This window comes from Streptomyces aurantiacus JA 4570 (assembly GCF_000414115.1).
In the GTDB taxonomy this organism is placed as follows: domain Bacteria; phylum Actinomycetota; class Actinomycetes; order Streptomycetales; family Streptomycetaceae; genus Streptomyces; species Streptomyces aurantiacus_A.
This window is the reverse complement of record NZ_AOPZ01000081.1, coordinates 1-25,329: the sequence shown is the minus strand read 5'-3', so window position 1 is coordinate 25,329 and position 25,329 is coordinate 1. Positions and strand designations below refer to the sequence as shown.

23 protein-coding genes and 1 pseudogene are annotated in these 25,329 nt (G+C 72.6%); 8 read left to right on the top strand and 16 right to left on the bottom strand.

Features of this window, described 5'->3' with window-relative positions:
• Positions 1 to 80: 80 nt before the first annotated feature.
• Positions 81 to 731 carry a LysM peptidoglycan-binding domain-containing protein gene (locus tag STRAU_RS11485; protein ID WP_037658734.1) on the bottom strand — a complete coding sequence of 217 codons (651 nt, stop codon included), beginning with the start codon at positions 729 to 731 and terminating at the stop codon, positions 81 to 83.
• Between the two features lie 485 nt (positions 732 to 1,216).
• Here STRAU_RS11485 and STRAU_RS11480 point away from each other — a divergent pair, with 485 nt between their 5' ends.
• Both STRAU_RS11480 and STRAU_RS11475 read left to right on the top strand, forming a co-directional pair.
• Positions 1,217 to 2,014, top strand: coding sequence for a hypothetical protein (locus STRAU_RS11480; RefSeq protein ID WP_037658732.1), 798 nt, complete (start codon positions 1,217 to 1,219; stop codon positions 2,012 to 2,014).
• Positions 2,015 to 2,199: 185 nt separating this feature from the next.
• A complete protein-coding gene (locus STRAU_RS11475; RefSeq protein WP_037658730.1) occupies positions 2,200 to 2,568 on the top strand; it encodes a hypothetical protein in 369 nt (122 codons plus the stop codon).
• Between the two features lie 105 nt (positions 2,569 to 2,673).
• On the opposite strand, the gene der is transcribed toward STRAU_RS11475, so the two are convergent.
• The 6 genes from der to STRAU_RS11445 form a co-directional block, all read right to left on the bottom strand.
• Complete coding sequence (gene der, locus STRAU_RS11470) at positions 2,674 to 4,173, bottom strand: ribosome biogenesis GTPase Der (protein WP_052029048.1); 1,500 nt, start codon at positions 4,171 to 4,173, stop codon at positions 2,674 to 2,676.
• 72 nt (positions 4,174 to 4,245) lie between these two features.
• Positions 4,246 to 4,833, bottom strand: a complete 588-nt coding sequence (locus tag STRAU_RS11465) for a lysophospholipid acyltransferase family protein (protein ID WP_052029049.1) — start codon at positions 4,831 to 4,833, stop codon at positions 4,246 to 4,248.
• 128 nt (positions 4,834 to 4,961) lie between these two features.
• Complete coding sequence (gene cmk / locus STRAU_RS11460) at positions 4,962 to 5,624, bottom strand: (d)CMP kinase (RefSeq protein WP_037658746.1); 663 nt, start codon at positions 5,622 to 5,624, stop codon at positions 4,962 to 4,964.
• Positions 5,625 to 5,815: 191 nt separating this feature from the next.
• Entirely contained in the window at positions 5,816 to 6,901 is a 1,086-nt protein-coding gene (locus STRAU_RS11455; protein WP_016640457.1) for a prephenate dehydrogenase, read from the bottom strand.
• Positions 6,898 to 7,260, bottom strand: a complete 363-nt coding sequence (aroH, locus tag STRAU_RS11450; RefSeq protein WP_016640456.1) for a chorismate mutase — start codon at positions 7,258 to 7,260, stop codon at positions 6,898 to 6,900. Before aroH ends, STRAU_RS11455 begins: the two co-directional genes overlap by 4 nt.
• A 118-nt stretch (positions 7,261 to 7,378) precedes the next feature.
• A complete protein-coding gene (locus STRAU_RS11445) occupies positions 7,379 to 7,804 on the bottom strand; it encodes a YidB family protein (protein ID WP_016640454.1) in 426 nt (141 codons plus the stop codon).
• Between the two features lie 213 nt (positions 7,805 to 8,017).
• Here STRAU_RS11445 and STRAU_RS11440 point away from each other — a divergent pair, with 213 nt between their 5' ends.
• From STRAU_RS11440 to STRAU_RS11425, 4 genes are all read left to right on the top strand, one after another.
• The gene (locus STRAU_RS11440) at positions 8,018 to 8,704 is read left to right on the top strand and encodes a hypothetical protein (protein WP_037658728.1); all 687 of its coding nucleotides are present in this window, start codon (positions 8,018 to 8,020) and stop codon (positions 8,702 to 8,704) included.
• Between the two features lie 64 nt (positions 8,705 to 8,768).
• Positions 8,769 to 9,362, top strand: a complete 594-nt coding sequence (locus tag STRAU_RS11435; RefSeq protein ID WP_016640453.1) for a DUF6529 family protein — start codon at positions 8,769 to 8,771, stop codon at positions 9,360 to 9,362.
• A complete protein-coding gene (locus STRAU_RS11430; RefSeq protein ID WP_016640452.1) occupies positions 9,359 to 9,853 on the top strand; it encodes a Rieske (2Fe-2S) protein in 495 nt (164 codons plus the stop codon). Before STRAU_RS11435 ends, STRAU_RS11430 begins: the two co-directional genes overlap by 4 nt.
• Positions 9,854 to 9,875: 22 nt before the next feature.
• The gene (locus STRAU_RS11425) at positions 9,876 to 10,604 is read left to right on the top strand and encodes a nucleotidyltransferase domain-containing protein (protein ID WP_016640451.1); all 729 of its coding nucleotides are present in this window, start codon (positions 9,876 to 9,878) and stop codon (positions 10,602 to 10,604) included.
• A 37-nt stretch (positions 10,605 to 10,641) separates the two neighbouring features.
• Here the strand turns inward: STRAU_RS11425 and STRAU_RS11420 are convergent.
• The 9 genes and pseudogenes from STRAU_RS11420 to STRAU_RS11380 all read right to left on the bottom strand — a co-directional run bounded on the left by STRAU_RS11420 (position 10,642) and on the right by STRAU_RS11380 (position 21,697).
• Positions 10,642 to 11,810: pseudogene (locus STRAU_RS11420) on the bottom strand (pseudouridine synthase).
• A gap of 12 nt (positions 11,811 to 11,822) precedes the next feature.
• Positions 11,823 to 12,452 (bottom strand): SMC-Scp complex subunit ScpB, encoded by a 630-nt coding sequence (scpB, locus tag STRAU_RS11415; protein ID WP_016640449.1) that lies wholly within the window; start codon positions 12,450 to 12,452, stop codon positions 11,823 to 11,825.
• A 59-nt stretch (positions 12,453 to 12,511) separates the two neighbouring features.
• Positions 12,512 to 13,564 (bottom strand): segregation and condensation protein A, encoded by a 1,053-nt coding sequence (locus STRAU_RS11410; RefSeq protein ID WP_052029047.1) that lies wholly within the window; start codon positions 13,562 to 13,564, stop codon positions 12,512 to 12,514.
• A gap of 17 nt (positions 13,565 to 13,581) precedes the next feature.
• Positions 13,582 to 14,199: a TrbL/VirB6 family protein gene (locus tag STRAU_RS11405; protein ID WP_078621142.1), complete on the bottom strand. Its 618-nt coding sequence runs from the start codon at positions 14,197 to 14,199 to the stop codon at positions 13,582 to 13,584.
• Positions 14,184 to 15,317, bottom strand: a complete 1,134-nt coding sequence (locus STRAU_RS11400; protein ID WP_078621140.1) for a ParA family protein — start codon at positions 15,315 to 15,317, stop codon at positions 14,184 to 14,186. Before STRAU_RS11400 ends, STRAU_RS11405 begins: the two co-directional genes overlap by 16 nt.
• A 357-nt stretch (positions 15,318 to 15,674) precedes the next feature.
• On the bottom strand, positions 15,675 to 16,799 hold the full coding sequence (ald, locus tag STRAU_RS11395; protein ID WP_016640443.1) for an alanine dehydrogenase: 1,125 nt from the start codon (positions 16,797 to 16,799) through the stop codon (positions 15,675 to 15,677).
• Positions 16,800 to 16,931: 132 nt separating this feature from the next.
• Complete coding sequence (locus tag STRAU_RS11390; protein ID WP_037658725.1) at positions 16,932 to 19,055, bottom strand: tetratricopeptide repeat protein; 2,124 nt, start codon at positions 19,053 to 19,055, stop codon at positions 16,932 to 16,934.
• A 224-nt stretch (positions 19,056 to 19,279) separates the two neighbouring features.
• Positions 19,280 to 19,906, bottom strand: coding sequence for an NUDIX domain-containing protein (locus STRAU_RS11385; RefSeq protein WP_016640441.1), 627 nt, complete (start codon positions 19,904 to 19,906; stop codon positions 19,280 to 19,282).
• Between the two features lie 135 nt (positions 19,907 to 20,041).
• A complete protein-coding gene (locus tag STRAU_RS11380) occupies positions 20,042 to 21,697 on the bottom strand; it encodes a CTP synthase (protein WP_016640440.1) in 1,656 nt (551 codons plus the stop codon).
• A gap of 473 nt (positions 21,698 to 22,170) precedes the next feature.
• On the opposite strand from STRAU_RS11380, the gene STRAU_RS11375 reads away from it, so the two are divergent.
• On the top strand, positions 22,171 to 23,982 hold the full coding sequence (locus STRAU_RS11375) for a glycoside hydrolase family 15 protein (RefSeq protein WP_016640438.1): 1,812 nt from the start codon (positions 22,171 to 22,173) through the stop codon (positions 23,980 to 23,982).
• A gap of 151 nt (positions 23,983 to 24,133) precedes the next feature.
• On the top strand, positions 24,134 to 25,329 hold a 1,196-nt coding region (locus STRAU_RS11370), incomplete at its 3' end, for a PucR family transcriptional regulator ligand-binding domain-containing protein (protein WP_037658724.1).

Here is a 25,329-nt window from a genome sequence, read left to right as displayed (position 1 = left end):
GACCCTGCCGCGCCGCCGCCGAAGCGGCCCCACCCGGTCGGACGACGGGGCGGGGCCGCCCCTGCGGGGCCCGGCTCCCGTCAGAGCACGAGCCGCTGCCCGGGCACGATCACGTCCGGGTCGCCGCCGATGACCGCCCGGTTGGCCGCGAAGATCCGCTGCCAGTCGGTGCCGTGCGCCGCGGCGATGCGGCTGAGCGTGTCACCGGACCGGACGGTGTACCCGCCCGAACCCGTCTCGCCCCGCGTGCCCCGGTCACTCCGGGCGGGCGCGCGGTACTGCGGAGCGGGCTGCTCCGGGGCCGCCTTCGGGGCGGCTTGCCGGGGCGCCGCCTGCTTCGGCGCGGCGGGCTGCTCGGGAGCGGCCGCCCCCGGCGCGGCGCCCTGTGCGCCGACCCGTGCCGAGCAGGACGGCCAGGCGCCCCACCCCTGGGCGCGCTGCACCTTCGCCGCGACGGCGATCTGCTGTGCCTTGGACGCCTGGTCGGCGGTCGGCGCATAGGCCGTGCCGCCGTACGCCCGCCAGGTCCCGGCGGAGAACTGCAGTCCTCCGTAGTAGCCGTTACCGGTGTTGATCTGCCAGTTCCCGCCGCTCTCGCAGCGGGCGATCCGGTCCCACACTCCGCTGTCCGCGGCGGCCTGACCGCTCGCGGCGAGCAGTGCAAGGGGCGCGAGGAGCGCGGCCGAACCGAGCACTGCCGTCCTGCGAATGTACTGGGGACGAACGGACATGAATTTCCCTCTCCAAGGACCCGGGCTCCCCCTGGCTCCGCGGGCCCCGCGCGCTTCCGGCGCCGGGGTCCCGCCGAGCCCCGCCCGCCGAACAGCAGCGGACGTACCCGAGCGGTGCTCGCTGCACACGGCGGTGGAATCTAGGAGCCCGCTCGCCCCCATATCAACCAGGTCCTTGTCATTCCAGGCCAGTTGACTGTTACCGGGGGTATCATCGAATTTCGGACACCCACTTAATCCTCCGATTTCCGCACTTACGAGCCCATCACCGAAGCGATCTGTGACTCACTTCACCGGCCCAACTTCCTTGCCCCCAGCACCTGTTGGCGCGGAGTGACAGATTCCGCCCGGCAACTCACGCTCCGCTTCGGATAGTTCAATTCCGTTCGCCCGCGTGCGTGACTTGCACCACTGATCGCCCGTTGTCTCCTTTATGAGCCGGGCACCACCCGGACACCCCACGCATCGATTCCGAGGAGCCACCCGTGCCGCGCATGCTCGACCTCAGCGACGAGGTACGCGCCGAGATCGGCGATGAAGAAGCGGACCGCCTGCTCGCCGGGGAGAACGCCCCGGGCGCCTACGACTGCACCTCCTGTCGCACCCCGGGCGACTCGGAGCGGGAGCGCACCAGCACGGTCCTGTTCGTCGGCGACGAGACCGCCGTGCTCGCCTTCGCCCACGCCGCCTGCCTGCCGTCCCAGATCGTCGAGGTCGCCGAGGAGCAGCTCCAGGGCGCCGTCCGCGCGATCACCGGCTCCGCCGACGAGGGCGCCCCGGGCCCCGGCGGCTCCCGGGGCGCGCCCGAGCAGGCCGTGCTCGGCGTCACCAGCGGCCTCGTCCTCATCGAGGGCGAGCTGCGGCCCGCCCTCGTCGTCGAGCCGACCGGGCCGATCGCCCGCCCCGGCGCCGCGCCCGGCGGCGGCGACGAATTCCTGCAGCTCCTGATCGAGCAGGGCTTCATGCCCGTGACGTCCCTGGACGGCGTGCCGCCGACCGTGCACGGCTGGTCGGTGCTGCTCGCCATGGGCCAGCTGCACGCCATCCTGCAGCCCGGCACGGGCGGCGGCCCCCAGGTCGCCTGGTGGCAGGCGCCCCAGCCGCTCCAGGTCACCGAGGGCTGGCGGGCCGCGGCCAACAAGCTGCAGTCGGTGCTCCTGTTCGCGGCGCCCGCCGGATCCATCGGCCGCCAGCCCCGCGAGGACCTGCTGCGCGACGCCCTGGACCGGGCGGCATCGGGCGGCCGGCTGGTCGCCTGCGGCATGCCGCTGGCCGGCACGTGAGCGCGGTCCGCGCGCCGGGTGCGCCGACGGCGTCCGGCGCGCGGACGGCCACCCGGCGGCACCTGCCGCCTACCAGGCGAATGCGCCGGATTTCCCCGCATCCGTCCGGCCCCGGTGTCGTTGGCCCAGACGTGCACGCATACGACGCCTCACCCCACCGGCCGTACCAGAGCCCCATCCCGTCCATGCGCACCGCGCAGGACGCCTCGGGCGCCCACTCGGCCACGCCGATCTACGACGCGCTGTACTCGGAGTATCTGAGGGCGTTCCGCGCCCTGCCCGGCGACCGGACCGGCGAGGAGGAACTGCGGTTCAACGCCTTCGGCACCCGGCCGTACGGCGCGCAGCACGGCGTCGGACAGCACGACGGGCGGCACGACCCCCGCCAGCAGCCCCGGCACGACCGTCACGACCCGCGACACGACCCGAGGCACGATCCGCGGCACAACCCCTTCCACGTCGCCCGCTACGGCCAGCCGACCCAGGCCGACCACACCGGCTACGGCCAGCTCTTCCCGGCCGCGCTCCCGCCGGGCCCACGCCGCGAGCGCTGACCGCGCGCACCGCGGCTCGCCCCACAAACCGATGCCCGGCCTTCCCCGTGGAAGGCCGGGCATCGTCGCGTACGCACACGCGGGCCGCTCGGCCCCGGTGCGCCGCTACTTCTTCTTCTGGGTCTTCTGGCCGCGCTTCTCGCGCACCCGCACCGAGATGTGGATCGGCGTGCCCTCGAAGCCGAACTCCTCACGGAGCCTGCGCTCGATGAAGCGGCGGTAGCCGTGCTCGATGAAGCCCGACGCGAACAGCACGAACCGCGGCGGCTTGGTGCCCGCCTGCGTGCCGAACAGGATGCGCGGCTGCTTGCCGCCGCGGACCGGGTGCGGATGCGCGGCGACCAGCTCGCCGAGGAAGGCGTTCAGGCGGCCCGTGGGCACGCGCGTCTCCCAGCCCGCGAGGGCCGTCTCGATCGCCGGGACCAGCTTCTCCATGTGCCGGCCCGTGCGCGCCGAGACGTTCACCCGCGGCGCCCAGGCGACCTGCGCGAGCTCCGTCTCGATCTCCCGCTCCAGGTAGTAGCGGCGCTCCTCGTCGAGGGTGTCCCACTTGTTGTACGCGAGGACGACGGCGCGGCCCGCCTCCACCGCCATGGTGACGATGCGCTGGTCCTGCACGCTGATCGACTCGCTGGCGTCGATCAGGATGACCGCGACCTCCGCCTTCTCGACGGCGGCGGCGGTGCGCAGCGAGGCGTAGTAGTCGGCGCCCTGCTGGAGGTGGACGCGCTTGCGGATGCCCGCCGTGTCGACGAACTTCCAGATGACGCCGCCGAGTTCGATCAGCTCGTCGACCGGGTCGCGGGTCGTGCCCGCCAGTTCGTTGACGACGACGCGCTCTTCGTTCGCCACCTTGTTGAGCAGGGACGACTTGCCGACGTTCGGGCGGCCGATGAGGGCGATGCGGCGCGGGCCGCCGATCGCGGTGCCGAAGGTCTGGGCGGGCGCCTCGGGCAGGGCTTCCAGGACCGCGTCCAGCATGTCGCCGGTGCCGCGGCCGTGCAGCGAGGAGACCGGGTGCGGCTCGCCGATACCGAGGGACCACAGGGCGGTGGCGTCGGCCTCGCCGCTCAGGCCGTCGACCTTGTTGGCGCAGAGCACCACGGGCTTGTTGGCCTTGCGCAGCAGCCGGACGACGGCCTCGTCGGTGTCGGTGACGCCGACCGTGGAGTCGACGACGAACACGACGGCGTCGGCGGTCTCGATCGCGTACTCCGCCTGGGCGGCCACGGACGCGTCGATGCCGAGGACGTCCTGCTCCCAGCCGCCGGTGTCGACGACCTTGAAGCGGCGGCCCGCCCACTCGGCCTCATAGGTGACGCGGTCGCGGGTGACGCCCGGCTTGTCCTCGACGACGGCCTCGCGGCGGCCGATGATGCGGTTCACCAGCGTCGACTTGCCGACATTGGGGCGGCCGACGACGGCGAGCACGGGCAGCGGGCCGTGCCCGGCCGCCTCGATGGCGCCCTCCACGTCCTCGATGTCGAAGCCCTCTTCGGCGGCGAGCTCCATGAACTCCGCGTACTCGGCATCGCCAAGCGCACCGTGGTCGTGCTCGGCGTGCTCGGCCGAGCCCTCGCCCTCGGGCTGGATCTGGTCGTTCATGAAGTCCGTACCTCGTTGCTCATCGTGGTGATCGGTGACCGGCCACCGGCCGGTCACTACTGAAAGTCTTACTCAGCGCCCGGTCAGGCGCCTGGCGTTTTCCAGGTGGGCGGTGAGCCGCTCCTGGATGCGCACGGTGGCCTCGTCGAGCGCCTTGCGGGTACGCCGCCCGCTGCCGTCGCCCGCCTCGAAGGGGTCTCCGAAGACGACGTCCACGCGGCTGCGCAGCGGCGGCAGCTGCCGTATCAGCCGGCTGTTCCGCTCCGTGCTGCCCAGTACGGCCACGGGGACGATCGGCGCCCCGGAGCGCACCGCGAAGTACGCGAGGCCCGCGCGCAGCGAGGCGAAGTCGCCGTCGCCCCGGGTGCCCTCCGGGAAGATGCCGAGGACGCCGCCCTCCCGCAGCACGGCAAGGGCGTCCGTGATCGCCGTGCGGTCGGCCGTGGTGCGGTCGACCTGGAGCTGGCCGATGCCCCGCAGGAACGGGCCGAGCGGCCCGACGAACGCTTCCTTCTTGATCAGGAAGTGCGTCGGCCGGGGCGCCACGCCCATGACCATGGGGCCGTCGACGTTGTGCGAGTGGTTCACGGCGAGGATCACCGGGCCGGCCGCGGGGACCCGCCAGGCGCCCAGGACGCGCGGCTTCCACAGGCCGTACATGAGGCCCACGCCGATGCGGCGGCCGACCTCGGCACCGCGCTCGGAGGGGACCCCGCGCTCCGCGGGGACCGCGTGCTCGGCGGGAGCCCTCCGTTCGGCGGGAGCCCCGCGCTCGCCGGGAACCTGGCTCACTTTCCGGCCCGCTTCTCCTCGACGAGCGTGACGACGCACTCGATGACCTGCTGCAGCGTGAGCTCGGTGGTGTCCACCTCGACCGCGTCGCCGGCCTTGGCCAGCGGGGAGGTCTTGCGGCTGGAGTCGGCGGCGTCCCGCTTGATGAGGGCCTCGCGGGTGGCGGAGACGTCGGCGCCCTTCAGCTCGCCGGAGCGGCGGGCGGCGCGGGCCTCCGGGGACGCCGTCAGGAAGATCTTGAGGTCGGCGTCGGGCAGCACCGTGGTGCCGATGTCACGGCCCTCGACGACGATGCCGTCCTGCGCGGCCGCGGCGATGGAGCGCTGCAGCTCCGTGATCCGGGCACGCACCTCGGGGACCGCGCTGACCGCGCTCACCTTGGACGTGACCTCGCCCGTGCGGATCGGGCCCGCGACGTCCGTGCCGTCGACGGTGATCGTCGGGGCGGACGGGTCCGTGCCCGAGACGATCTCCGGCTTGCCGGCCGCGGCGGCGATGGCGGACGGGTCCGTGAGGTCGATGCCGGTGTGCACCATCCACCACGTGATCGCCCGGTACTGGGCGCCGGTGTCCAGGTAGCTCAGGCCGAGCTGGGCCGCGACGGCCTTGGACGTGCTCGACTTCCCCGTGCCGGAGGGCCCGTCGATGGCGACGATCACGGGGGCCGGGCCTGCGGCGGCGGTCTTTTCCACGGATTCCACGGGGAGCGGACACCTTTCTCGGTGCGGGGGACGGGGTGGGCCGCCTGCTCGGCGCCCCGCACAAGGTTACTGGCTCCCCGGGTTGCCTCTTGCTGCCCCTCGGCGGCGGCCCGGCCCGCCCCGCCGCACGGCCGCCGGGACCACCCGCGTCACTGCCGCAGGGACCATCCGCGCTCCCGCAGCGCCGCCGCCAGCACGGGCGCGGCCTGCGGCTCGACCATGAGCTGGACGAGGCCCGCCTGCTGGCCGGTGGCGTGCTCGATGCGGACGTCCTCGACGTTGACCCCGGCCCGCTCCGCGTCGGCGAAGATGCGGGCGAGCTGGCCGGGCTGGTCGTCGATGAGCACGGCCACGATCTCGTACGCGGTGGGCGCGGTGCCGTGCTTGCCGGGCACCCGGGCCTGCCCGGCGTTGCCCCGCCGCAGCACGCCCTCCACGCCCGCGGCGCCGTCCTGCCGCTTGGACGCGTCGGCCGACTGCAGGCCGCGCAGCGCGGTGACCGCTTCGTCCAGGTCGGCCGAGACTTCCGCGAGCAGGTCGGCCACCGGGCCGGGGTTCGCGGAGAGGATGTCGATCCACATCCGCGGGTCGGACGCCGCGATGCGGGTGACGTCACGGATGCCCTGGCCACAGAGGCGTACCGCCGTCTCCTCGGCGTTCTCCAGGCGGGCCGCGACCATGCTGGCGACGAGGTGCGGCATGTGCGAGACGAGCGCGACCGCCCGGTCGTGGGCGTCCGCGTCCATGACGACGGGCACGGCCCGGCACAGCGCGACCAGTTCGAGCGCGAGGTTCAGGACCTCGGTGTCGGTGTCGCGCGTCGGGGTGAGCACCCAGGGCCGCCCCTCGAAGAGGTCCGCCGAGGCCGCGAGGGGTCCGCTCCGCTCCCGGCCGGACATCGGGTGCGTGCCGATGTACGCGGCGAGGTCGAGCCCGAGGGACTCCAGCTCGCGCCGCGGGCCGCCCTTGACGCTGGCCACGTCGAGGTAGCCGCGCGCGACCCCGCGCCGCATCGCGTCGGCGAGCGTGCCGGCGACGTGCGCCGGCGGCACCGCGACCACGCACAGGTCGACGGGCCCGTCCGGCGCCTCGCTCGTGCCGGCCCCGAGCGCGGCCGCGGTGCGCGCCTGCTCCGGGTCGTGGTCGGCGAGGTGGACGGTGACGCCGCGGCGTGCCAGGGCCTGCGCGGCCGAGGTGCCGATGAGGCCGGTGCCGATGACGAGGGCGGTTCTCACTGGGCGATGTCCTTGCGAAGGGCGGCGGCCGCGCCGAGGTAGACGTGGGAGATCTCGGACCGGGGGCGGTCCGACTCGATGTGGGCGAGCAGCCGCACGACGCGCGGCATGGCGCCTTCGATGTCCAGCTCCTGGGCGCAGATCAGCGGTACGTCGGCGAGGCCGAGGCCGCGCGCGGCGGCTGCCGGGAAGTCGCTGTGCAGGTCGGGGGTGGCCGTGAACCAGATGGAGATCAGGTCGTCGGCGGTGAGGCCGTTGCGTTCGAGGACGGTCGTGAGCAGCTCACGGACCTGCTCGCCCATGTGGTCGGCCGCGTCCCGGTCCAGCTGGACGGCGCCCCGCACCGCTCGTACCGCCACCGTGCTGCTCCTTGCTCGCGTGCGCTGGTCTTTCTGTACGGCAAGGGTAGTCAGGCCCCCGGACACGCGTGCGCGGCGCCCGCCTGCCGAGACGGCCGCCGCGTGCCACGCGTCCGCGTCAGAGCTGCTGCCGGCGGATGATGTCCTCCAGGGATTCGGTCGGCACCTGGCCGTTCGGCGTCAACTTGTCGACAACCGTCGGCAGCTCCTGAGCGATCTCGTCGGCGGCCTGTTCGGGCGAGACCCCGGCGTCCTTGGCGACCTGCTGGAGCGTATGGTCGGGCAGCGCCTGCTGGACCTGCGCCCCGGTCACCGACTGGTTCTCACCGGTGCCGACCCACGACTGGGCCTGGTCGGAGAGACCGGCCTTGGTCAGCCCGTCCAGGAGCCCGCCGAGGGGGTTGCTGCCGCCGCCTCCCTTGCTCATCAGCGCTCCGAGCAGGGCACCCAGGACGTTGCCGCCACCACCGGACGAACCCCCGCCCTGCCGGCCCCCGCCGAGGAGGCCGCCCAGAAGACTACCCAGATCATTACCCTGCGTCATGGCTCAACTGCCTCTCAGTTCAGCGGCGGACCCCGCATCGACGGGCAGGGCCCCGAACCCTGCCAATGTCACCCGCAGCGACACCCCCTGCCACTCGGAGCAACCGGCGCGAGACCCACCCGCGTCACGGGCGCACAGCCTCCGTGCGCCCCTGGACGCCGGGGTGCGGGTCGGCTTGCATGGAAGGCAGGCCACGCGCCTCGGGGGGCACGTATGAAGCGCTCAGGACCCTTGTTCACGCTGTTCGCGGGGCTGGTGCTGGCCCTGTTCATGCTGTCGGTCAACGCGACGACGGGGACGGGCAGTTCGTCGTACTCGGACGACTCGTCCGGCACGTCCGAGCCGACCGCGCCACCCACCGCGAGCACCCCGGGCGAACGCCCGGACCCCAGCCGCACCGCCACCCCCACGCCCACGAAGAAACCCCCGGCCGACGGGCGCTACACGGGCCGTACGGACGACGACTCAGCCTCCATCGCCATCACGCTCAGTGACGGCAAGGCGGTCGCGTACTTCTGCGACGGCCGCGCCACGGAGTCCTGGCTGAAGGGCGACGTCGAGGACGACGGGTCGATGCGCCTCACCGGCAAGAACGGCGCGAAACTCGACGGCCGGCTCACCGACGACGGCAGCAAGGTCCGCGGCACCGTCGACATCCGTAAGAAGTCATGGGCCTTCACCGCCCCCAAGGCCAAGAAGCCCTCCGGGGTGTACCGCGCGACGACCGAGGTGCGCGGCGAGAAGGTCGACGGCGGCTGGATCGTCCAGCCCGACGGCAGCCAGGTCGGCATCCTCAGCCGCGACGGCGAGCCCGCGCAGGCCCCCCGGCTCGACCCGGCCACCGGCACCGTCGTCCTGGACGACGGCGGCCGCCTCACCGCACGCCCGGTCGTGCCCTGAGCACCCCGCCGGTCCTGCCCGGCATCCCCGCCCGCATCCGTCCGCCCCCGACCCGGGAGGCCCCATGAGCGTCGACCCGAACGCCCCCACCCAGGGCGGTTTCCCCGTGCCGCCGCACGCGGGCGGCCCGCGCCGCCCGCACCCGGCCCGCTTCCTGGTGCCCGCCCTCGTCGCGGCCGCCGTGGCGGTGGGCCTCGGGGCGTACGGAAAGGTCCACGACCCGGAGGGCACCGCCTTCAACCTGGCGGGCTTCAGCAGCACCAGCGCCGTGAAGTCCTGGCTGGGCACGACGGCGCTCGGTTTCGCGCTGCTCCAGGTCGTCTCCGCCCTGATGGTGTACGGCAGGCTGCCGGGGCCGTCGTGGTCGGCCGCGCTGCACCGCTGGTCGGGCCGGATCGCGTTCCTGGTGGCGGTGCCGGTCGCGGTGCACTGCCTCTACGCGCTCGGCTACCAGACGTACTCCACGCGCGTGCTGTGGCACTCGTTCCTCGGCTGCTTCTTCTTCGGCGCGTTCAGCGCCAAGATGCTGCTGCTCCGCTCCGAACGGCTGCCCGGCTGGCTGCTCCCGGTGGTGGGCGGCCTTGTCTTCGCGGTACTCACGGTGGTGTGGCTGACGTCGGCGCTGTGGTTCTTCCGTACGTTCGGAGTGACGACGTGAGCGGCGGGCTACCGGCACCGGGGCGCCCCACACGGCGTACCGCGCTCGCGGCCGGTGCGCTGGCCGCCGCCGGGGCGGCCGGGTGCGCGAAGTACGGCGCCGAAGACTCCGACGCCGCGGACCCGGAGCCGCCGCCCAGCGCCCCGGAATCCGCCGATTCGTCGCCCGCCCCGCCGGGCGCGGGCGGGAAGAAGCCGCCCGCGGGTCCCGAGCTGGCGAAGACCACCGACATCCCGGTCGGCGGCGGCAAGATCTTCGGCGCCGAGAAGGTCGTCGTGACGCAGCCCGCCGAGGGCGAGTTCAAAGCCTTCTCGTCGGTGTGCACGCACCAGGGCTGCGCGGTGCGCGAGGTCGACGGGGGCACCATCAACTGCCCGTGCCACGGCAGCAGGTTCCGGGTCGCGGACGGGTCGGTCGCGGGCGGCCCGGCGCCGCGCCCGCTGCCGCCCCGGGCCATCGACGTACGCGGAAATTCGATCCGGCTCGCCTGACGAACGCCGTACGCTCCCGGGCATGGACACACCGCCGGGCCCGCAGGACACCCTCGACCCCCAGGGCGCTCCGCGCCCTCACGACCTGGTGCGCGACCACACGGTCTACGCCTGCGTCATGGGTTCGCGGGCCTTCGGTCTGGCCGACGACGGCAGCGACACCGACCGCCGCGGCGTCTTCCTCGCGCCCACCCCGCTGTACTGGCGCTTCGAGAAGCCGCCGACGCATGTGGACGGACCGGCCGACGAACAGTTCAGCTGGGAACTGGAGCGCTTCTGCGAGCTCGCCCTGCGCGCCAACCCGAACATCCTGGAGTGCCTGCACTCCCCGCTCGTCGAGCACGTCACCGACACGGGCCGTGAACTGCTGGCCCTGCGCGGGGCCTTCCTGTCCCGCCAGGCGCACGAGACCTTCGCGGCGTACGCCTTCGGCCAGCGCAAGAAGCTGGACGCGGATGTGCGTACGCACGGCGCCCCGCGCTGGAAGCACGCCATGCATCTGCTGCGGCTGCTCATGTCGTGCCGCGATCTGCTGCGCACCGGCGAGCTGACGATCGGCGTCGGCGAGATGCGCGAGCCGCTGCTCGCGGTCAAGCGCGGCGAGGTGCCCTGGGCCGAGGTGGAGTCCTGGATGACGCGGCTCGCGGAGGAGACGCACGCGGCGGCGGCCCGCACTCCGCTTCCGCCGGAGCCGGACCGCCGCCGTGTCGAGGACTTCCTGTTCCGGACCCGCCGCGCCTCGGCGCGCTGAGCCCGGAGAGTCCGTACGAACCGCCTGTACGGGCTGTCTACAGGTCGACTTCCTTCATCAGCATGCCGACCTCGGTGTTGGACAGGCGGCGCAGCCAGCCCGACTTTTGGTCGCCGAGCGTGATCGGGCCGAAGGCGACGCGCACCAGCTTGTCGACCGGGAAACCGGCCTCGGCGAGCATGCGCCGCACGATGTGCTTGCGGCCCTCGTGCAGGGTCACCTCGACCAGGTAGTTCTTGCCGGTCTGCTCGACGACGCGGAAGTGGTCCGCGCGGGCGTACCCGTCCTCCAGCTGGATGCCGTCCTTGAGCTGCTTGCCCAGGTCACGCGGGATCGGGCCGACGATGTGCGCGAGGTAGACCTTCTTCACGCCGTACTTCGGGTGGGTCAGGCGGTGGGCCAGCTCACCGTGGTTGGTGAGCAGGATGACGCCCTCGGTCTCGGTGTCGAGCCGCCCCACGTGGAACAGCCGCGTCTCGCGGTTGTTCGTGTAGTCGCCCAGGCACTGGCGCCCTTCGTTGTCCTCCATGGTGGAGACGACACCGGCGGGCTTGTTCAGCGCGAAGAACTGGTACGACTGCGTGGCCACGGTCAGGCCGTCGACCTTGATCTCGTCCTTCTCGGGGTCGACGCGCAGGCCCTGCTCCATGACGATCTCGCCGTTGACCTCGACGCGGGCCTCGTCGACCAGCTCCTCGCAGGCACGCCGCGAGCCGTAGCCCGCGCGGGCGAGGATCTTCTGCAGCCGCTCGCCCTCCTGCTCGGCGCCGGGGAAGGTCTTGGGCGGGCTCACCTTCGGCTTGCCCGCGTACCGCTCGCGGTTGCGCTCCTCGGCCCGCGTCTCGTACTCGCGCGAGCGCGCGGGGGCCGGGCGGCCGCGCCCGGTGCCGCGCTGGTCCTGGCCGCGCTTGGGGCCGCCCTTGGCCCCGCCGCGCGCCGAGGCGCCGCGGCCCGACTTCGGTCCTTCCTGGGTGCCGCCGGGGCCCACGTCGTAGCGACGCTCCTCGGGGCGGGGCTTGCGGCACCCCGGTAGTCGCCGCGGCCGCCGCCACCGCTGGTGCCGCGGCCACCGCCCGTGGGGCGACCGCCGCTGCTGCCGCGACCGCCACCGCTGGGGCGGCCGCCACTGTTGCCGCGGCCGCCGCTGTTGCCACCACGGCTCCCGCCGTTGTTTCCGCTGCTGTTCCTGCCGCTGCTGCTTCGCATCAAATGTCCGTCTTAGTCGTCTGCGTCCTCGTAACCCGGCGCATCGGGTGCGTCCGGGTCGAACGACGGGACACCCTCCTGCGTCTCGCCCTCGATCGCGTCCGCCTCGGGGAGGAAGGGCGCGAGCTCGGGGAGTTCGTCCAGGCCGCGCAGGCCCATCCGCTCCAGGAAGTAGTTCGTCGTCCTGTACAGGATCGCACCTGTTTCGGGTTCCGCGCCCGCCTCCTCCACCAGACCCCGCTGGAGGAGGGTGCGCATGACCCCGTCGCAGTTCACGCCGCGCACCGCCGAGACCCGCGAGCGGCTGACCGGCTGGCGGTAGGCGACGACGGCCAGCGTCTCCAGGGCCGCCTGGGTGAGCCGGGCGTGCTGCCCGTCCAGGACGAAGCCCTCGACCGCCGGGGCGTACGCGGGCCGCGTGTAGTACCGCCAGCCGCCCGCCACCAGGCGCAGCTCGAAGCCCCGGCCCTGCACGGTGTACTCGTCGGCGAGCTCCCGCAGCGCGTCGGCGACGGCCCGCCGCGGCCGCTGCAGGATCTTCGCGAGGTGATCCTCGGTGGCGGGCTCGTCCACGACCATCAGGACGGCCTCCAGGGCGGGCTTGAGGTCGAGCTCGGCGACGGCCGCCCCGAGGTCGCCCACGGGGCTCCCGGAGCTTCCCGGGCCCCCTGAGGCGCCCGCGCTCCCCGTATCCACAGCGGTCACGGCTTCTTCTCCTCCTCCGGCTCGGGTGCCCGGTCGAACTCGTCCGTCACGGTCGGCTCCGCGTCGTCGTCCCCGCCCGTCCACCGCACCAGGAGGTCGCCGAGGGCCTCCTCCTGCTCCAGGGCCACGGCCTTCTCCCGGTACAGCTCCAGGAGCGCCAGGAAGCGCGCGACAACGGTGAGGGTGTCGTCGGGGCCCAGTTCCTCGATCAGGGACCGGAAGCGGGCCTCGCCGCACTCCTTGAGCCGTGCCACGACGACGGCCGCCTGCTCGCGCACGCTCACCAGCGGGGCGTGGATGTGGTCGACGTACACCTGGGGCTTGGGCTTGGGCAGCATCGCCTTCACGGCGAGCTTGGCGAAGCCTTCGGGGCCGATGCTGATGACGACTTCCGGGAGCAGCTCGGCGTGGTGCGGCTCCAGGCCCACCGTCCGCGGATAGCGCCGCGCCTCCTCGTCGAGCCGCGCGGTGAAGATGTCGGCGATCTGCTTGTACGCGCGGTACTGGAGCAGCCGCGCGAACAGCAGGTCACGGGCTTCCAGCAGGGCGAGGTCGGCCTCGTCCTCGACCTCGGCGGCGGGCAGCAGCCGCGCCGCCTTGAGGTCGAGCAGGGTGGCGGCGACCACGAGGAATTCGGTGGTCTGGTCCAGGTCCCAGTCCGGCCCCATGGCCCGGATGTGCGCCATGAACTCGTCGGTCACCTTGGAGAGCGCGACCTCGGTGACGTCCAGCTTGTGCTTGGAGATGAGCTGGAGCAGCAGGTCGAAGGGCCCTTCGAAGTTCGCAAGCCGAACCTTGAACCGCCCGTCGCCGGGCTCGGGCTCCGTCGCCTCGGCCGCGGGCTCAGCCAAGGGCTCCTGTGAAGTGCCGCCGCGGTTGTGGGCAGGCGTTCCGCACGGCGGAACGGGTGGGCACAACCGCCCACGGTCCGCAGAAGACGAACCAGCCTCGGCCACAGCCTCCGGCTCCGCAGGAGCCGCCCCGGGCCCGCGCCCCAAGGTGCGGCGGCGAGCAACGGAAGGCGGTGCGGAATCGTGGTTCAGGGGCATCGGCGGGAAGGCTACCGCTACCGCCCACGCAGCCGTCGTACGAGAATGCTCGCGTCCCCGCGCGATTCGAGGTCGGCCAGCACGACGGCCACCGCCTCCCGCACGATGCGCCCGCGGTCCACCGCGAGCCCGTGCTCACCGCGCAGCACGAGACGCGCGTGCTCGAGGTCCATGAGCTCCTCGGCGGAGACGTACACGGTGATCTTCTCGTCGTGCCGCTCGCGGCCGCTGGGCCGCCGGTTGGCGGCGCGGGCCCGGCGCCGCGCCTGCGCGGGCGTGTTGCCGGAGGCGTTCGCGGACTTGCCGCCGCCCGCCGCGGGGCTGGCAGAACCTTCCTGCGCCGCCCGCCGCCCGGAAGCGCCCTTCTCGGCGTCCGTACCGGCCGCGGAGCGGCTGCGCGAGCCCGCGCCGGACTCCGCGTCCGCCGCGGTGTGTTCGGCGTTCTCAGGGGCCTCGCCGTCCCCCTGCTGGGCGGCTGGGGACTCCTCTGCGGCCGCCCCGTCGCTCTCGCCCGCCGGCGCGGGCACCCTTGCCTCGCCATTCGCCTGGCGCCGCGGGCTGGACGCCTGCAGCGCCATTCCCCCGGTCGTACGGAACAGTTCGTCGGCCCCCGGCAGACTCACTCGGCGTGACACCGGGCGAGCACCTCCCTGGCGAGCTGGCGATAGGCGGCCGCGCCCACCGAATTGGAGGCGTACGTCGTGATCGGCTCACCGGCGACCGTGGTCTCCGGGAAGCGCACCGTGCGCCCGATGACCGTGTGGTAGACGTGGTCGTCGAACGCCTCGACCACGCGCGCGAGGACCTCGCGGCTGTGCACCGTGCGCGAGTCGTACATCGTCGCGAGGATGCCGTCGAGCTCCAGGTCGGGGTTGAGCCGCTCCTGGACCTTCTCGATGGTCTCGGTGAGCAGCGCGACACCGCGCAGCGCGAAGAACTCGCACTCCAGGGGCACGATCACCTTGTGGGCCGCCGTGAGCGCGTTGACCGTGAGCAGGCCGAGCGAGGGCTGACAGTCGATCACGATGTAGTCGTAGTCGGCCATCAGCGGCTTGAGCGCGCGCTGGAGCGTGGACTCGCGCGCGACCTCGCTGACCAACTGCACTTCGGCGGCCGAGAGATCGATGTTGCTGGGCAGCAGGTCCATGTTGGGGACCGCGGTCTTCAGGAGCACCTCGTCCGCCGACATGCCCCGCTCCATGAGCAGGTTGTAGACGGTGAGGTCGAGCTCCATCGGGTTCACACCGAGGCCCACGGAGAGCGCGCCCTGCGGGTCGAAGTCGACGAGCAGCACCCGGCGCCCGTACTCCGCGAGCGCCGCGCCCAGGTTGATGGTCGACGTGGTCTTGCCGACGCCGCCCTTCTGGTTGCACATCGCGATGATCTTCGCGGGGCCGTGGTCGGTCAACGGCCCCGGGATCGGGAAGTACGGCAGCGGGCGTCCCGTGGGGCCGATGCGCTCGCGGCGCTGGCGGGCAGCGTCCGGCGCGAGCGTGGCCGCGTACTCGGGATCGGGCTCGTACTCCGCGTCGGGGTCGTAGAAGTGACCCTGGGGCAGTTCCTCGTAGTCGGCGAGAGGGGTGGGGGTGGTGTTCTCGCCACTCCGGTCGCCGGCCATGGCGTTCACGTGATGGCCATCCATGCTCTGGGGTGCTTGCGGTGTCGGCTTCGGACTCTGGCGGGCTTCGAAGGTGCGGACAGCGACGGAGCCGACAGCCTGGAGCCCGACGGGGCCTTGGCCTCGTCCAGCCATTCCTGGTTGACCACCCCCGGGAGCAAATGTCGACTCATTCACAAGTCGTCTTACCTCCTTGGTGACCAGGAAATTTCTAGATAGGTCAGCGTGGCACCATGCCGACGGTTGGCGACTCTATGGCGTGTCACCACTCCGCAGCAACACAATCCGCCGGACCCGGCCCGATGTGTCGGCAATGGAACATCCCGATGTCAAGGGTGCACGGCATCGCATCGCCGCGTTTGCGTGGTGGACGAATCGCCCAAATGTTTACGTTCAAGGCGAGTTGAGCGAGTGTACGCCCAACCGCCCGCGGCCGGACCCCTCACAAGGTCCGGCCGCGGGCGTGAGATTGACGACTCCGGTTGACCGAGGTCAGCCGAGCAGCGACTCGATCTCGACGTGCTCGAGGCCGTGCGCCTCGGCGACCTCCTTGTAAACGACCTTGCCGTCATGGGTGTTGAGACCCAGGGCGAGCGCCGGGTCGCGGCGCAGCGCCTCGACCCAGCCGTTGTTCGCGAGGGACACGATGTACGGCATCGTCGCGTTGGTCAGCGCGTACGTCGAGGTGTTGGGCACCGCGCCGGGCATGTTGGCCACGCAGTAGAAGACCGAGTTGTGGACCGGGAAGGTCGGCTCGGCGTGCGTGGTGGGACGCGAGTCCTCGAAGCAGCCGCCCTGGTCGATCGCGATGTCGACAAGAACACTTCCCGGCTTCATGCGCGAGACCAGCTCGTTGGTGACCAGCTTCGGGGCCTTGGCGCCCGGGATGAGCACGGCGCCGATGACGAGGTCGGCCTCCAGGCACGCCTTCTCCAGCTCGAAGGCGTTGGAGACGACGGTCTGGATCTTCGTGCCGAAGACCTTGTCGGCTTCCTTGAGCTTGTTGATGTCCCGGTCGAGCAGGGTCACGTGGAAGCCCATGCCGATGGCGATCTGCGCGGCGTTCCAGCCGGAGACACCGCCGCCGATCACGACGGCCTTGCCCGCGTGCACGCCCGGGACGCCGCCCGGCAGGACGCCGCGGCCGCCGTTGGGGGCCATCAGGTGGTAGGCGCCGACCTGCGGGGCGAGGCGGCCCGCGACCTCGGACATCGGGGCGAGCAGCGGCAGGGCGCGGCTGGGCAGCTCCACCGTCTCGTACGCGATGGCGGTGGTGCCGGACTCCAGGAGCGCGTCCGTGCACTCCTTGGAGGCGGCCAGGTGCAGGTAGGTGAAGAGCGTCTGGTCCTTGCGGAGGCGGTGGTACTCCTCGGCGATCGGCTCCTTGACCTTCAGGAGCAGGTCGGCCGTGGCCCACACCTCGTCGGCGGTCTCCAGGATCCGGGCGCCGGCGGCGACGAACTCTTCGTCCGTGATCGAGGAGCCGACACCGGCGTTGTGCTCGATGACGACCTGGTGGCCATGGCGCACCAGCTCGTGCACGCCGGCGGGGGTGATGGCCACCCGGAACTCGTTGTTCTTGACCTCGCGGGGGATGCCGACCTTCACGTCGATCACGGTCCTTGGCTCTGGGGGGTTCGGGCATTGGGTACATACCGGTACGCACACGGGCGCATCGGAAGACACCACGAAAGCACGCGGCGGAGCCAGTCTAATGAAGGATTTCCCGCTGTCCAGCCTTTCAAAGTCTCAATCTTGGCTGGATGTACTACGGATTTCGTAGGCTCGGGCCCCTGCTGCACCTTCCTCATGATGTTTCGAGACAGGCCCTGCGACCTCGGTGAACTCATTTCCCAGCATGCGCTCGGCGGCCGCCCGGTGCAGCCCGGCGGCGGCCGGGTCCCCCAGCCGTTCCAGGGTGTCCGCGAGCCGCACCTGGAGCGCCGCCTGCAGCCGTACGTCGGCGGCCTCGCGCGCCCACTCGGCGGCCTCCCGGCAGGTGCGCAGCGACTCCTCGGGGCGCCCCGCGTACTCCTGGACGCGCGCCATCTCGCTCAGCGCCCGCGCCCGGCCCGCCACGTCGCCGATCTTGCGCAGGCCCGCGACGGCCGAGCGCCAGTTGCGCAGGGCCTCGCCGTAGCGGCCCGCGTAGGTGTGGGTGGTGGCGATGCGGCCGTGCAGCCGGGCGGCGTCGGCGCGCTCGCCGCGGGCCAGGCGCTGCGCGAGGGCCCTGCCGTACCAGTCGGCGGCCCGCTGCCAGTCCCCCAGCTCCTGGTAGGCGCCACCTACGGATTCCATCGCGCGGCCGGTCGCGTACGGGTCGCCGGCGACCCGGCCGCAGTCGAGCGCCGCGCGGTAGCGGACCAGCGCCTCCTGCGTACGTCCCGTCTGCGCGTCCAGGTCCGCGAGGTTCAGCAGCGCCGCCGCCTTCTCGCGCGGCAGGTCCCGGCGCTCGGCGACACCGAGGACGAGCTGGTGGATGCCGTACAGCTCGGGCGCCGCGTCCTGGGTGCCGCGGTGCGCGACCAGAGCGCGGGCCAGGGCCGCCATCAGCCGCCGGGCGAGGGTGTCCAGGTCGCCGTCGGCGACCGCGAGCCGGGCCGCGGCGAGCAGCGCGGGCTGCCGGACGCTCAGCCACTCGGCGGCGGCGCCCGGGTTCGGGAAGCGCAGGGCGCGCGGCAGTCCGGCGAGCTTCTTGCGGGCCGCCGAGCCGTCGGGCTCGGTGACGGCCCGGCAGGACTGGAGCAGCCGCACGGTCCGCTCCAGCATCCGGGCCCGCGCCAACTGCACTTCCCCCGGCCGGTCCTGAGCCTCTGTCAGCTCCCGCAGGAACGGCACCAGACAGCCCGGCACCTCGTACTGCGGCAGCGCCGAGTCCACCGGCCGCAGCAGGCCGAGCGCGACGAAGTCGTCGAGCGCCGTGCGCGCCCCGGACACCGAGCAGCCGGCGAGGGCGGACGCGGTGTGCGGGTCGACGTGGCCGGCGGGGGCGAGGCCGAGCAGGCGCAGTATCCGCGCGGAGGGCGAGGGCAGCGCGGCGTAGGTGTGCTGGAAGACCCGGGCGAGGTCGGAGTCGGCCGCGCCCTCCTCGGGGCGGTCGCGGACCTGCTTGGCCAGATCGGCGACGGCCGCCTTGGGCCGGGCGGCGAGCCAGCCGCCCGCGATGACCAGCGCCGCGGGGTTGCCGCCGCACGCCTCGACCAGGCTCTCCGCGGAGCGCGGGTCGACGGTGATGCGCACCGATCCGGCGCTGCGGGCCAGCAGGTCGAGCGCGGCCTTGGTGTCCAGGCCGCCCAGGGTGCACGGGCGGACGTCGGGGATGCCGGTGAGCGGGCCCGCGGACACGGCCACGACCAGGCAGTCGGGGGTGTCCGGGAGCAGCGGGTCGACCTGCTCGGCGGTGGCCGCGTCGTCGAGGAGCAGCAGGGCGCGGCGGCCGTCGAGGGCGGCGCGCAGGGCCGCGGCCAGGTCGTCCTCGTCCGCCCCTGCGGGCGCGGACTCGCCGAGCGTGCCGAGGAGTTCGCGGGCGGTGCGCTCGGTGGGCACGGGGGTGCCGTCGGGGTCGGTGAGGCGGGCGCGGAGCACGCCGTCGGGGTAGTCGTCGACGAGTTGCCGGGTGAGTTCCTCGGCGAGCGCGGTGCGGCCGGAGCCGGGGCGGCCCGCGATGAGCAGCACGCGGGCGCGGGGTGCCTTGCGGCCGGAGAGGGTGTCGAGGCCGGCCCGGGCGATGTCGGCGCGGAGTTCCTTCAACTCCCGGTGGCGGCCCGCGAATCGGCCGCCGTCACCGGTTGCCGCCGTACTGGTGGGCGACGCGCTGGTGGGCGACGGCGCGCCAGTCGCCGAACCGTCCGTGTCGACCGCCTGATCCGTCACGGGTAACGCTCCCGTCCGCCTGCGCACGAACCCGCCGGGACTCCGGTCGGGACGCTTTCAGAGCCTAGTTCAGGCCCTGCCGCGTTCCGGGCCGCACGGGGCCCACAAGTCGCCCGATCGGATCAGGAGATGGTCGGACCGCACGCCGCCGGACGGGTTACGCGGGATCCGCACCACGGACCGGCCGGATCGGCACCACGGCCCGCCGCGGCGGCGCCCCCGCCTCAGGACTCGAACGGCCGTGCGGGCCAGGGCGCGTCGGCCGGGCGCAGGGACTCCACGCCGTCGCCCTGGAGCGCGGCGACGAGGGACAGCACGCCCACCACGAGGCAGTTGTTGCTCAGCTCCCCCGCGAGCACACCGCGCACGAGCTCGTCGACCGGCACCCGCGCCAGCTCCATGTCGGACTCCTCCTCGGCGACCTCGAAGCGCTCGCCCTCGGCCTCGGACAGGTCACGGGCGAGGAAGACGCGCACGGCCTCGTCGCAGCCGCCGGGCGTGGTGTAGACGTCGGTGAGCACGCGCCAGTCCTCGGCCTTGACGTGGGCCTCCTCGTACAGCTCGCGCTGGGCGGCGTGCAGCGGGTTCTCGCCGGGCACGTCGAGCAGGCCGGCCGGGATCTCCCAGAGCTTGTGGCGCACGGGGTGGCGGTACTGGCGGATGACCAGGACCCGGCCCGCGTCGTCGAGCGCGAGGACGGCCACCGACCCGGGATGGACCTGGTAGTCGCGGCGGACGACGCTGCCGTCCGGCATGACGACGTCATCGGTGCGCACCGAGGTCTTGTTCCCGACGAACGGGGTGTCGCTCGCCGTGACCTGCCACTCCTCGGCGATGTCCTTGATCGTCATGTCGTCCGTCCTCCCACGCGCACAAACAGAAACCGGGGCACGCGCCTCATCAGGCACGTACCCCGGCAACCGTATCTCTCCTGTGTGACCCGCCCGTGACCGCTACCGGGCCACTACGGGACCACTGTCCGGCCCCTACTTGCCCGCGGCCTGCTGGCGCTCGACGGCGGCCTTGACCAGGCCCGCGAACAGCGGGTGCGGGCGGGTCGGGCGCGAGCGCAGCTCCGGGTGGGCCTGGGTCGCGACCAGGTAGGGGTGCACCTCGCGGGGGTACTCGACGTACTCGACGAGCTTGCCGTCGGGCGACGTGCCGGAGAAGAGGATGCCGGCCTTCTTCTCCAGCTCCGCGCGGTAGCCGTTGTTGACCTCGTAGCGGTGGCGGTGGCGCTCCTCGACGTACTCCTTGCCGTCGTACACCTCGCGCACGATGGAGCCCTCAGCGAGCTTGGCGGGGTACATGCCGAGCCGCATGGTGCCGCCCATGTCGCCCTCGCCCGCGACGATGTCGAGCTGCTCGGCCATGGTGGAGATGACCGGGTGGGAGGTGGCGGAGTCGAACTCGGTGGAGTTGGCGTCCGGGATGCCCGCGAGGTTGCGGGCCGCCTCGATCACGATGCACTGCAGGCCGAGGCAGAGGCCGAGCAGCGGGATCTTGTTCTCGCGGGCGTACTGGATCGCGCCGACCTTGCCGGACACGCCGCGGTCGCCGAAGCCGCCGGGGATGCAGATCGCGTCCACGTCGCCGAGCTGCTTGGCGGCGCCCGCCGGGGTCTTGCAGTCGTCGGAGGTGACCCACTTGATCTTGACGCGGGCCTTGTTGGCGAAGCCGCCGGCGCGCAGCGCCTCGGTCACCGACAGATAGGCGTCGGGCAGGTCGATGTACTTGCCGACCAGGGCCATCGTGACCTCGTGGTCGGGGTTGTGGACCCGGTCGAGCAGGTCCTCCCACTGGGTCCAGTTCACATCGCGGAACGGCAGGTCCAGCTTGCGGACCACGTAGGCGTCCAGGCCCTCGGTGTGCAGGACCTTCGGGATGTCGTAGATCGACTTGGCGTCGATGGCGGCCACGACCGCGGCCTCGTCGACGTCGCACATCAGCGAGATCTTGCGCTTGATGGCGGTCGGTACGTCACGGTCGGCGCGCAGCACGATCGCGTCCGGCTGGATACCGATGTTGCGCAGGGCGGCGACCGAGTGCTGGGTCGGCTTGGTCTTCAGCTCGCCGGACGGGCCGATGTAGGGCAGCAGCGAGATGTGCACCACGAAGACGTTGTCGCGGCCGACCTCGTGGCGGACCTGGCGGACGGTCTCCAGGAACGGCAGCGACTCGATGTCGCCGACGGTGCCGCCGACCTCGGTGATGACGACGTCCACGTCGTCGGTCGCCATCCGCCGGATGCGGTGCTTGATCTCGTTGGTGATGTGCGGGATGACCTGGACGGTGTCGCCCAGGTACTCACCGCGCCGCTCCTTGGCGATGACCTGGGAGTACACCTGGCCTGTAGTGACATTGGCGGAGCCGTCCAAGTCGACGTCGAGGAACCGCTCGTAGTGTCCGATGTCGAGGTCGGTCTCGGCGCCGTCGTTGGTGACGAACACCTCGCCGTGCTGGAAGGGGTTCATCGTGCCGGGGTCGACGTTCAGATACGGGTCGAGCTTCTGCATCGTGACGCGCAGGCCCCGGGCCTTGAGGAGCGCACCCAGGCTGGAGGCCGTCAGGCCCTTGCCGAGGGAGGAGGCGACACCCCCGGTGACGAAGATGTGCTTGGTCGTCGATGATTTGGGCGGCATGGCCAAGAGGGGGCTCCCGTGCGTCGCGGTCTGAAGGTGCGTACCGGCGCCCGCTCCGTGCTGGGATTGCTGCCCGGAGGGAAGTGCCGTCGCTGCGGTTCGGGGGTTCGATGACCACCGGCTCACGGGCTACCAGGGTATCAGCGACAGGAGGGGGCTGCTTCCGGCCACGTCTTGACACGCGCCTCCACGTCCCGTACACGATCTTCACCGCACGGGCACCATACGGGCACCGGCTGACCCTGAACTCATTCGGCGTAGCCAGTTCGCCGGGACGAGCGGGCGATTTTCCGGGGCGTCGATGTATGTTGCTCGGACACTTGCTGCCGAGCCGTGCGCGCGGGCGGAACCACCCCCGTCGACACTTCTGGAGACCACCGGAAACATTCGGGCCCGGCAGTTCGTTTTACAGCGAACCCTTGACCGTAGTACGAGCGCCCCGTGAGCGGGCGAACGTGGCCGTTTGAATGGGGATGCACGTGGCCGGGCGCATCGAGGATTACGCACTGATCGGAGACATGCAGACCGCAGCACTGGTCTGCCGGGACGGCACGGTCGACTGGCTGTGTCTGCCCCGCTTCGACTCCCACGCCGTCTTCGCCGGCCTGCTCGGCACCGAGGAGCACGGCTTCTGGCGTCTGGGTCCCGCCCAGGCGCCGGGCGCGCGGCCCGCGACCGCCGCCCGGCGCAGGTATCGCGGGGACTCCCTGATCCTGGAGTCCGAGTGGGACACCCCGCGCGGCACGGTCCGGGTCACGGACTTCATGCCGCCGCGCGACACCGACGCCCCGCAGCTCGTGCGGATCGTGGAGGGCGTCACCGGCCGGGTGCCGATGCGCTCGGCCCTGCGGATGCGCTTCAGCTACGGCCGCGTGACGCCCTGGGTGCACAAGGTCGAGGGCCGCACGGTGGCCGTCGCCGGACCCGACTCGGTGTGGCTGGACACCCCCGCGCCGACGTTCGGCAAGGACCTGACGACGTACTCGGACTTCACCGTCGCCCCCGGCGAACGCATCGCCTTCACGATCTCCTGGCAGCCCTCGCACAAGGGCCAGCCCGCCCACCCCGAGCCGGAGAACGCTCTCACGGCGACGGAGGACTTCTGGCGCGAGTGGGTCGAGCAGTGCACGTACCACGGGCCCTACCGCGAGGCCGTGGTCCGCTCGCTGATCACCCTGAAGGCCCTGACGTACGCCCCCACGGGCGGCATCGTCGCCGCGCCCACCACCTCCCTGCCGGAGGACATCGGCGGCTCCCGCAACTGGGACTACCGCTTCACCTGGCTGCGCGACGCCGCGATCACGCTCTCCTCGCTGCTTCGCACCGGCTATCGCGAGGAGGCCCGCGCCTGGCGCGAGTGGCTGCTGCGCGCGGTCGCGGGCGACCCGGAGAACCTGCAGATCATGTACGGCATCGCGGGCGAGCGCGAGCTCGGCGAGGCGGAGCTGGACTGGCTCCCGGGGTACGAGAACTCGGCGCCGGTCCGCGCGGGCAACGGCGCCGCCCACCAGCTCCAGCTCGATGTGTACGGCGAGGTCACCGAGGCCCTGCACCTGGCGCACATGACCGGCCTCGCCCGCAACGACTACGCCTCCCTCCTCCAGCTCAAGCTGATCCGCTATCTGGAGACGCACTGGGACCAGCCCGACGAGGGCATCTGGGAGGTGCGCGGCCCGCGCCGCCACTTCGTGCACTCCAAGGTGATGGCCTGGGTCGCCGTCGACCGCACCATCAAGCTCATCGAGTCCGGGGACGCGGACGGCCCGCTGGACAAGTGGCGCGACCTGCGCGACGACATCCACCGCGACGTCTGCGAGCGGGGCTACGACAAGGAGCGCAACACCTTCACCCAGTCGTACGGCTCCAAGGAACTGGACGCCTCGCTGCTGCTCATCCCGCAGGTCGGATTCCTGCCGCCGGACGACAAGCGCGTCATCGGCACCATCGAGGCCATCCAGCGGGAGCTGTCGACCTCGGACGGCTTCATCCTGCGCTATCCGACGGCCGGTGAGGACGAGGGCGTGGACGGCCTGGAGGGCGACGAGGGCGCGTTCCTCGCCTGCTCCTTCTGGATGGCCGACGACCTGGCGATGATCGGCCGCGTGGACGAGGCCCGCAAGCTCTTCGAGCGCCTCCTGGCCCTGCGCAACGACCTCGGCCTGCTCGCCGAGGAGTGGGACCCGCGCCTGCAGCGCCAGGTCGGCAACTTCCCGCAGGCGTTCAGCCACGTGCCGCTGATCGACACGGCCCTGCGCCTCACGGCCTCCGGGGCGTACGGGGGCTAGGGGCGCCCCATCGGACAACCCCTGGGGCGTACGAACATGACGTGTCCTGGCCGCGCCAAGTCCCGGCGGCCAGGACACTCCGGCCTTGCCCGGATCCTCGCCGTCCGGACGGCGATCGGCACTCCCGTCCTGGTCAGGTAGCGTCCGCCCCATGGACAGTCAGGACACTCAGGGCGGCATCACCGTTCAGCGGGCGCTGGAGCTCCCGGGCCTGCGCGGCGGGCTCCCGGAGGTCGTCGCGGGCGCCGACCGGCTGCAGCGGACCGTGCGGTGGGTGCACGCCGGGGAGGTCCCCAACATCGCCTCGCTGCTCAAGGGCGGCGAGCTCCTGCTGACCACGGGCCTCGGCCTCGGCGCCCGCCCCGCCGACCAGCGCGCCTTCGTCCGCGACCTCGCCGAGCGCGGCATCGCGGCCCTGGTCGTCGAGCTCGGCCCGCGCTTCTCCCGGCTGCCCGCCGCGCTCGTGGACACCGCACGCGCGGCGGGACTCCCCCTCGTCCAGCTGCACCGCGAGGTGCCCTTCGTGACGGTCACCGAAGAGGTGCACACGGAGATCGTCAACGGCCACTACGCGCTCCTCCGCCGCGCCGAGGAGGTGCACCGGCGCTGCACGGACGCCCTGCTCTCCGGCGGCGGCGTGCCCCAAGTCCTCTCCGTCCTCGCGGAGTTCAGCGGCAACGCGGTGTTCCTGGAGACGGCGGACGGCCGGCTTCTGTACGCCGCCGGGGCGGGCAGCGCGTGCGCGGATCCGCTCCAGGTGTGGGAGGGCCTGCGCGGCCGCCCCGAGGACCGCGCCGAGCCGCCGGCCGGCACGGTCCTGGTGGACGTACCGGGCGGCGGTCCCGGCGCCGGATCGGTGCGTGCCCGTCTGGTCCTGCTGGCCGTGGAGTCCGCGCTCCTTCCCGTCCACCGGATCGCCGCCGAGCGGGCCGCGAGCAGCCTCGCGGTGGTCCTGATGCAGGCGCGGCAGGAGGAGGAGCTGGCGGCGCGCGGCCGCGGCGACTTCCTCACCGACCTCGCCGAGGGCCGGATCACCCCCGACGACGCGCCCGCGCAGGCACGCGTACTCGGCTTCAAGCCCGGCGCGGGCCCGCTGCTCCCCGTCGTGATGCGGATCCCCGACGGGCTGCCGACCGGCGGCGGCCTGGCGGTCCTCGCGCGGGCGGTCGCGGAGGAGCTGGCGTCGGTGGGGGTGCCGGTGCTGCTCGGCGTGCGCCCCGTGGAAGGGAGGGTTCCGCTCCTGCTCGGGCTGCGCGCGGAGTCGGAGCGCGTGGCGGTCGCGGACCGGGTCGCGGCGGCGCTGCGGGCCGGGGTGGAGCGGGCCGGCATGCGGCGGGCGGGGGCACC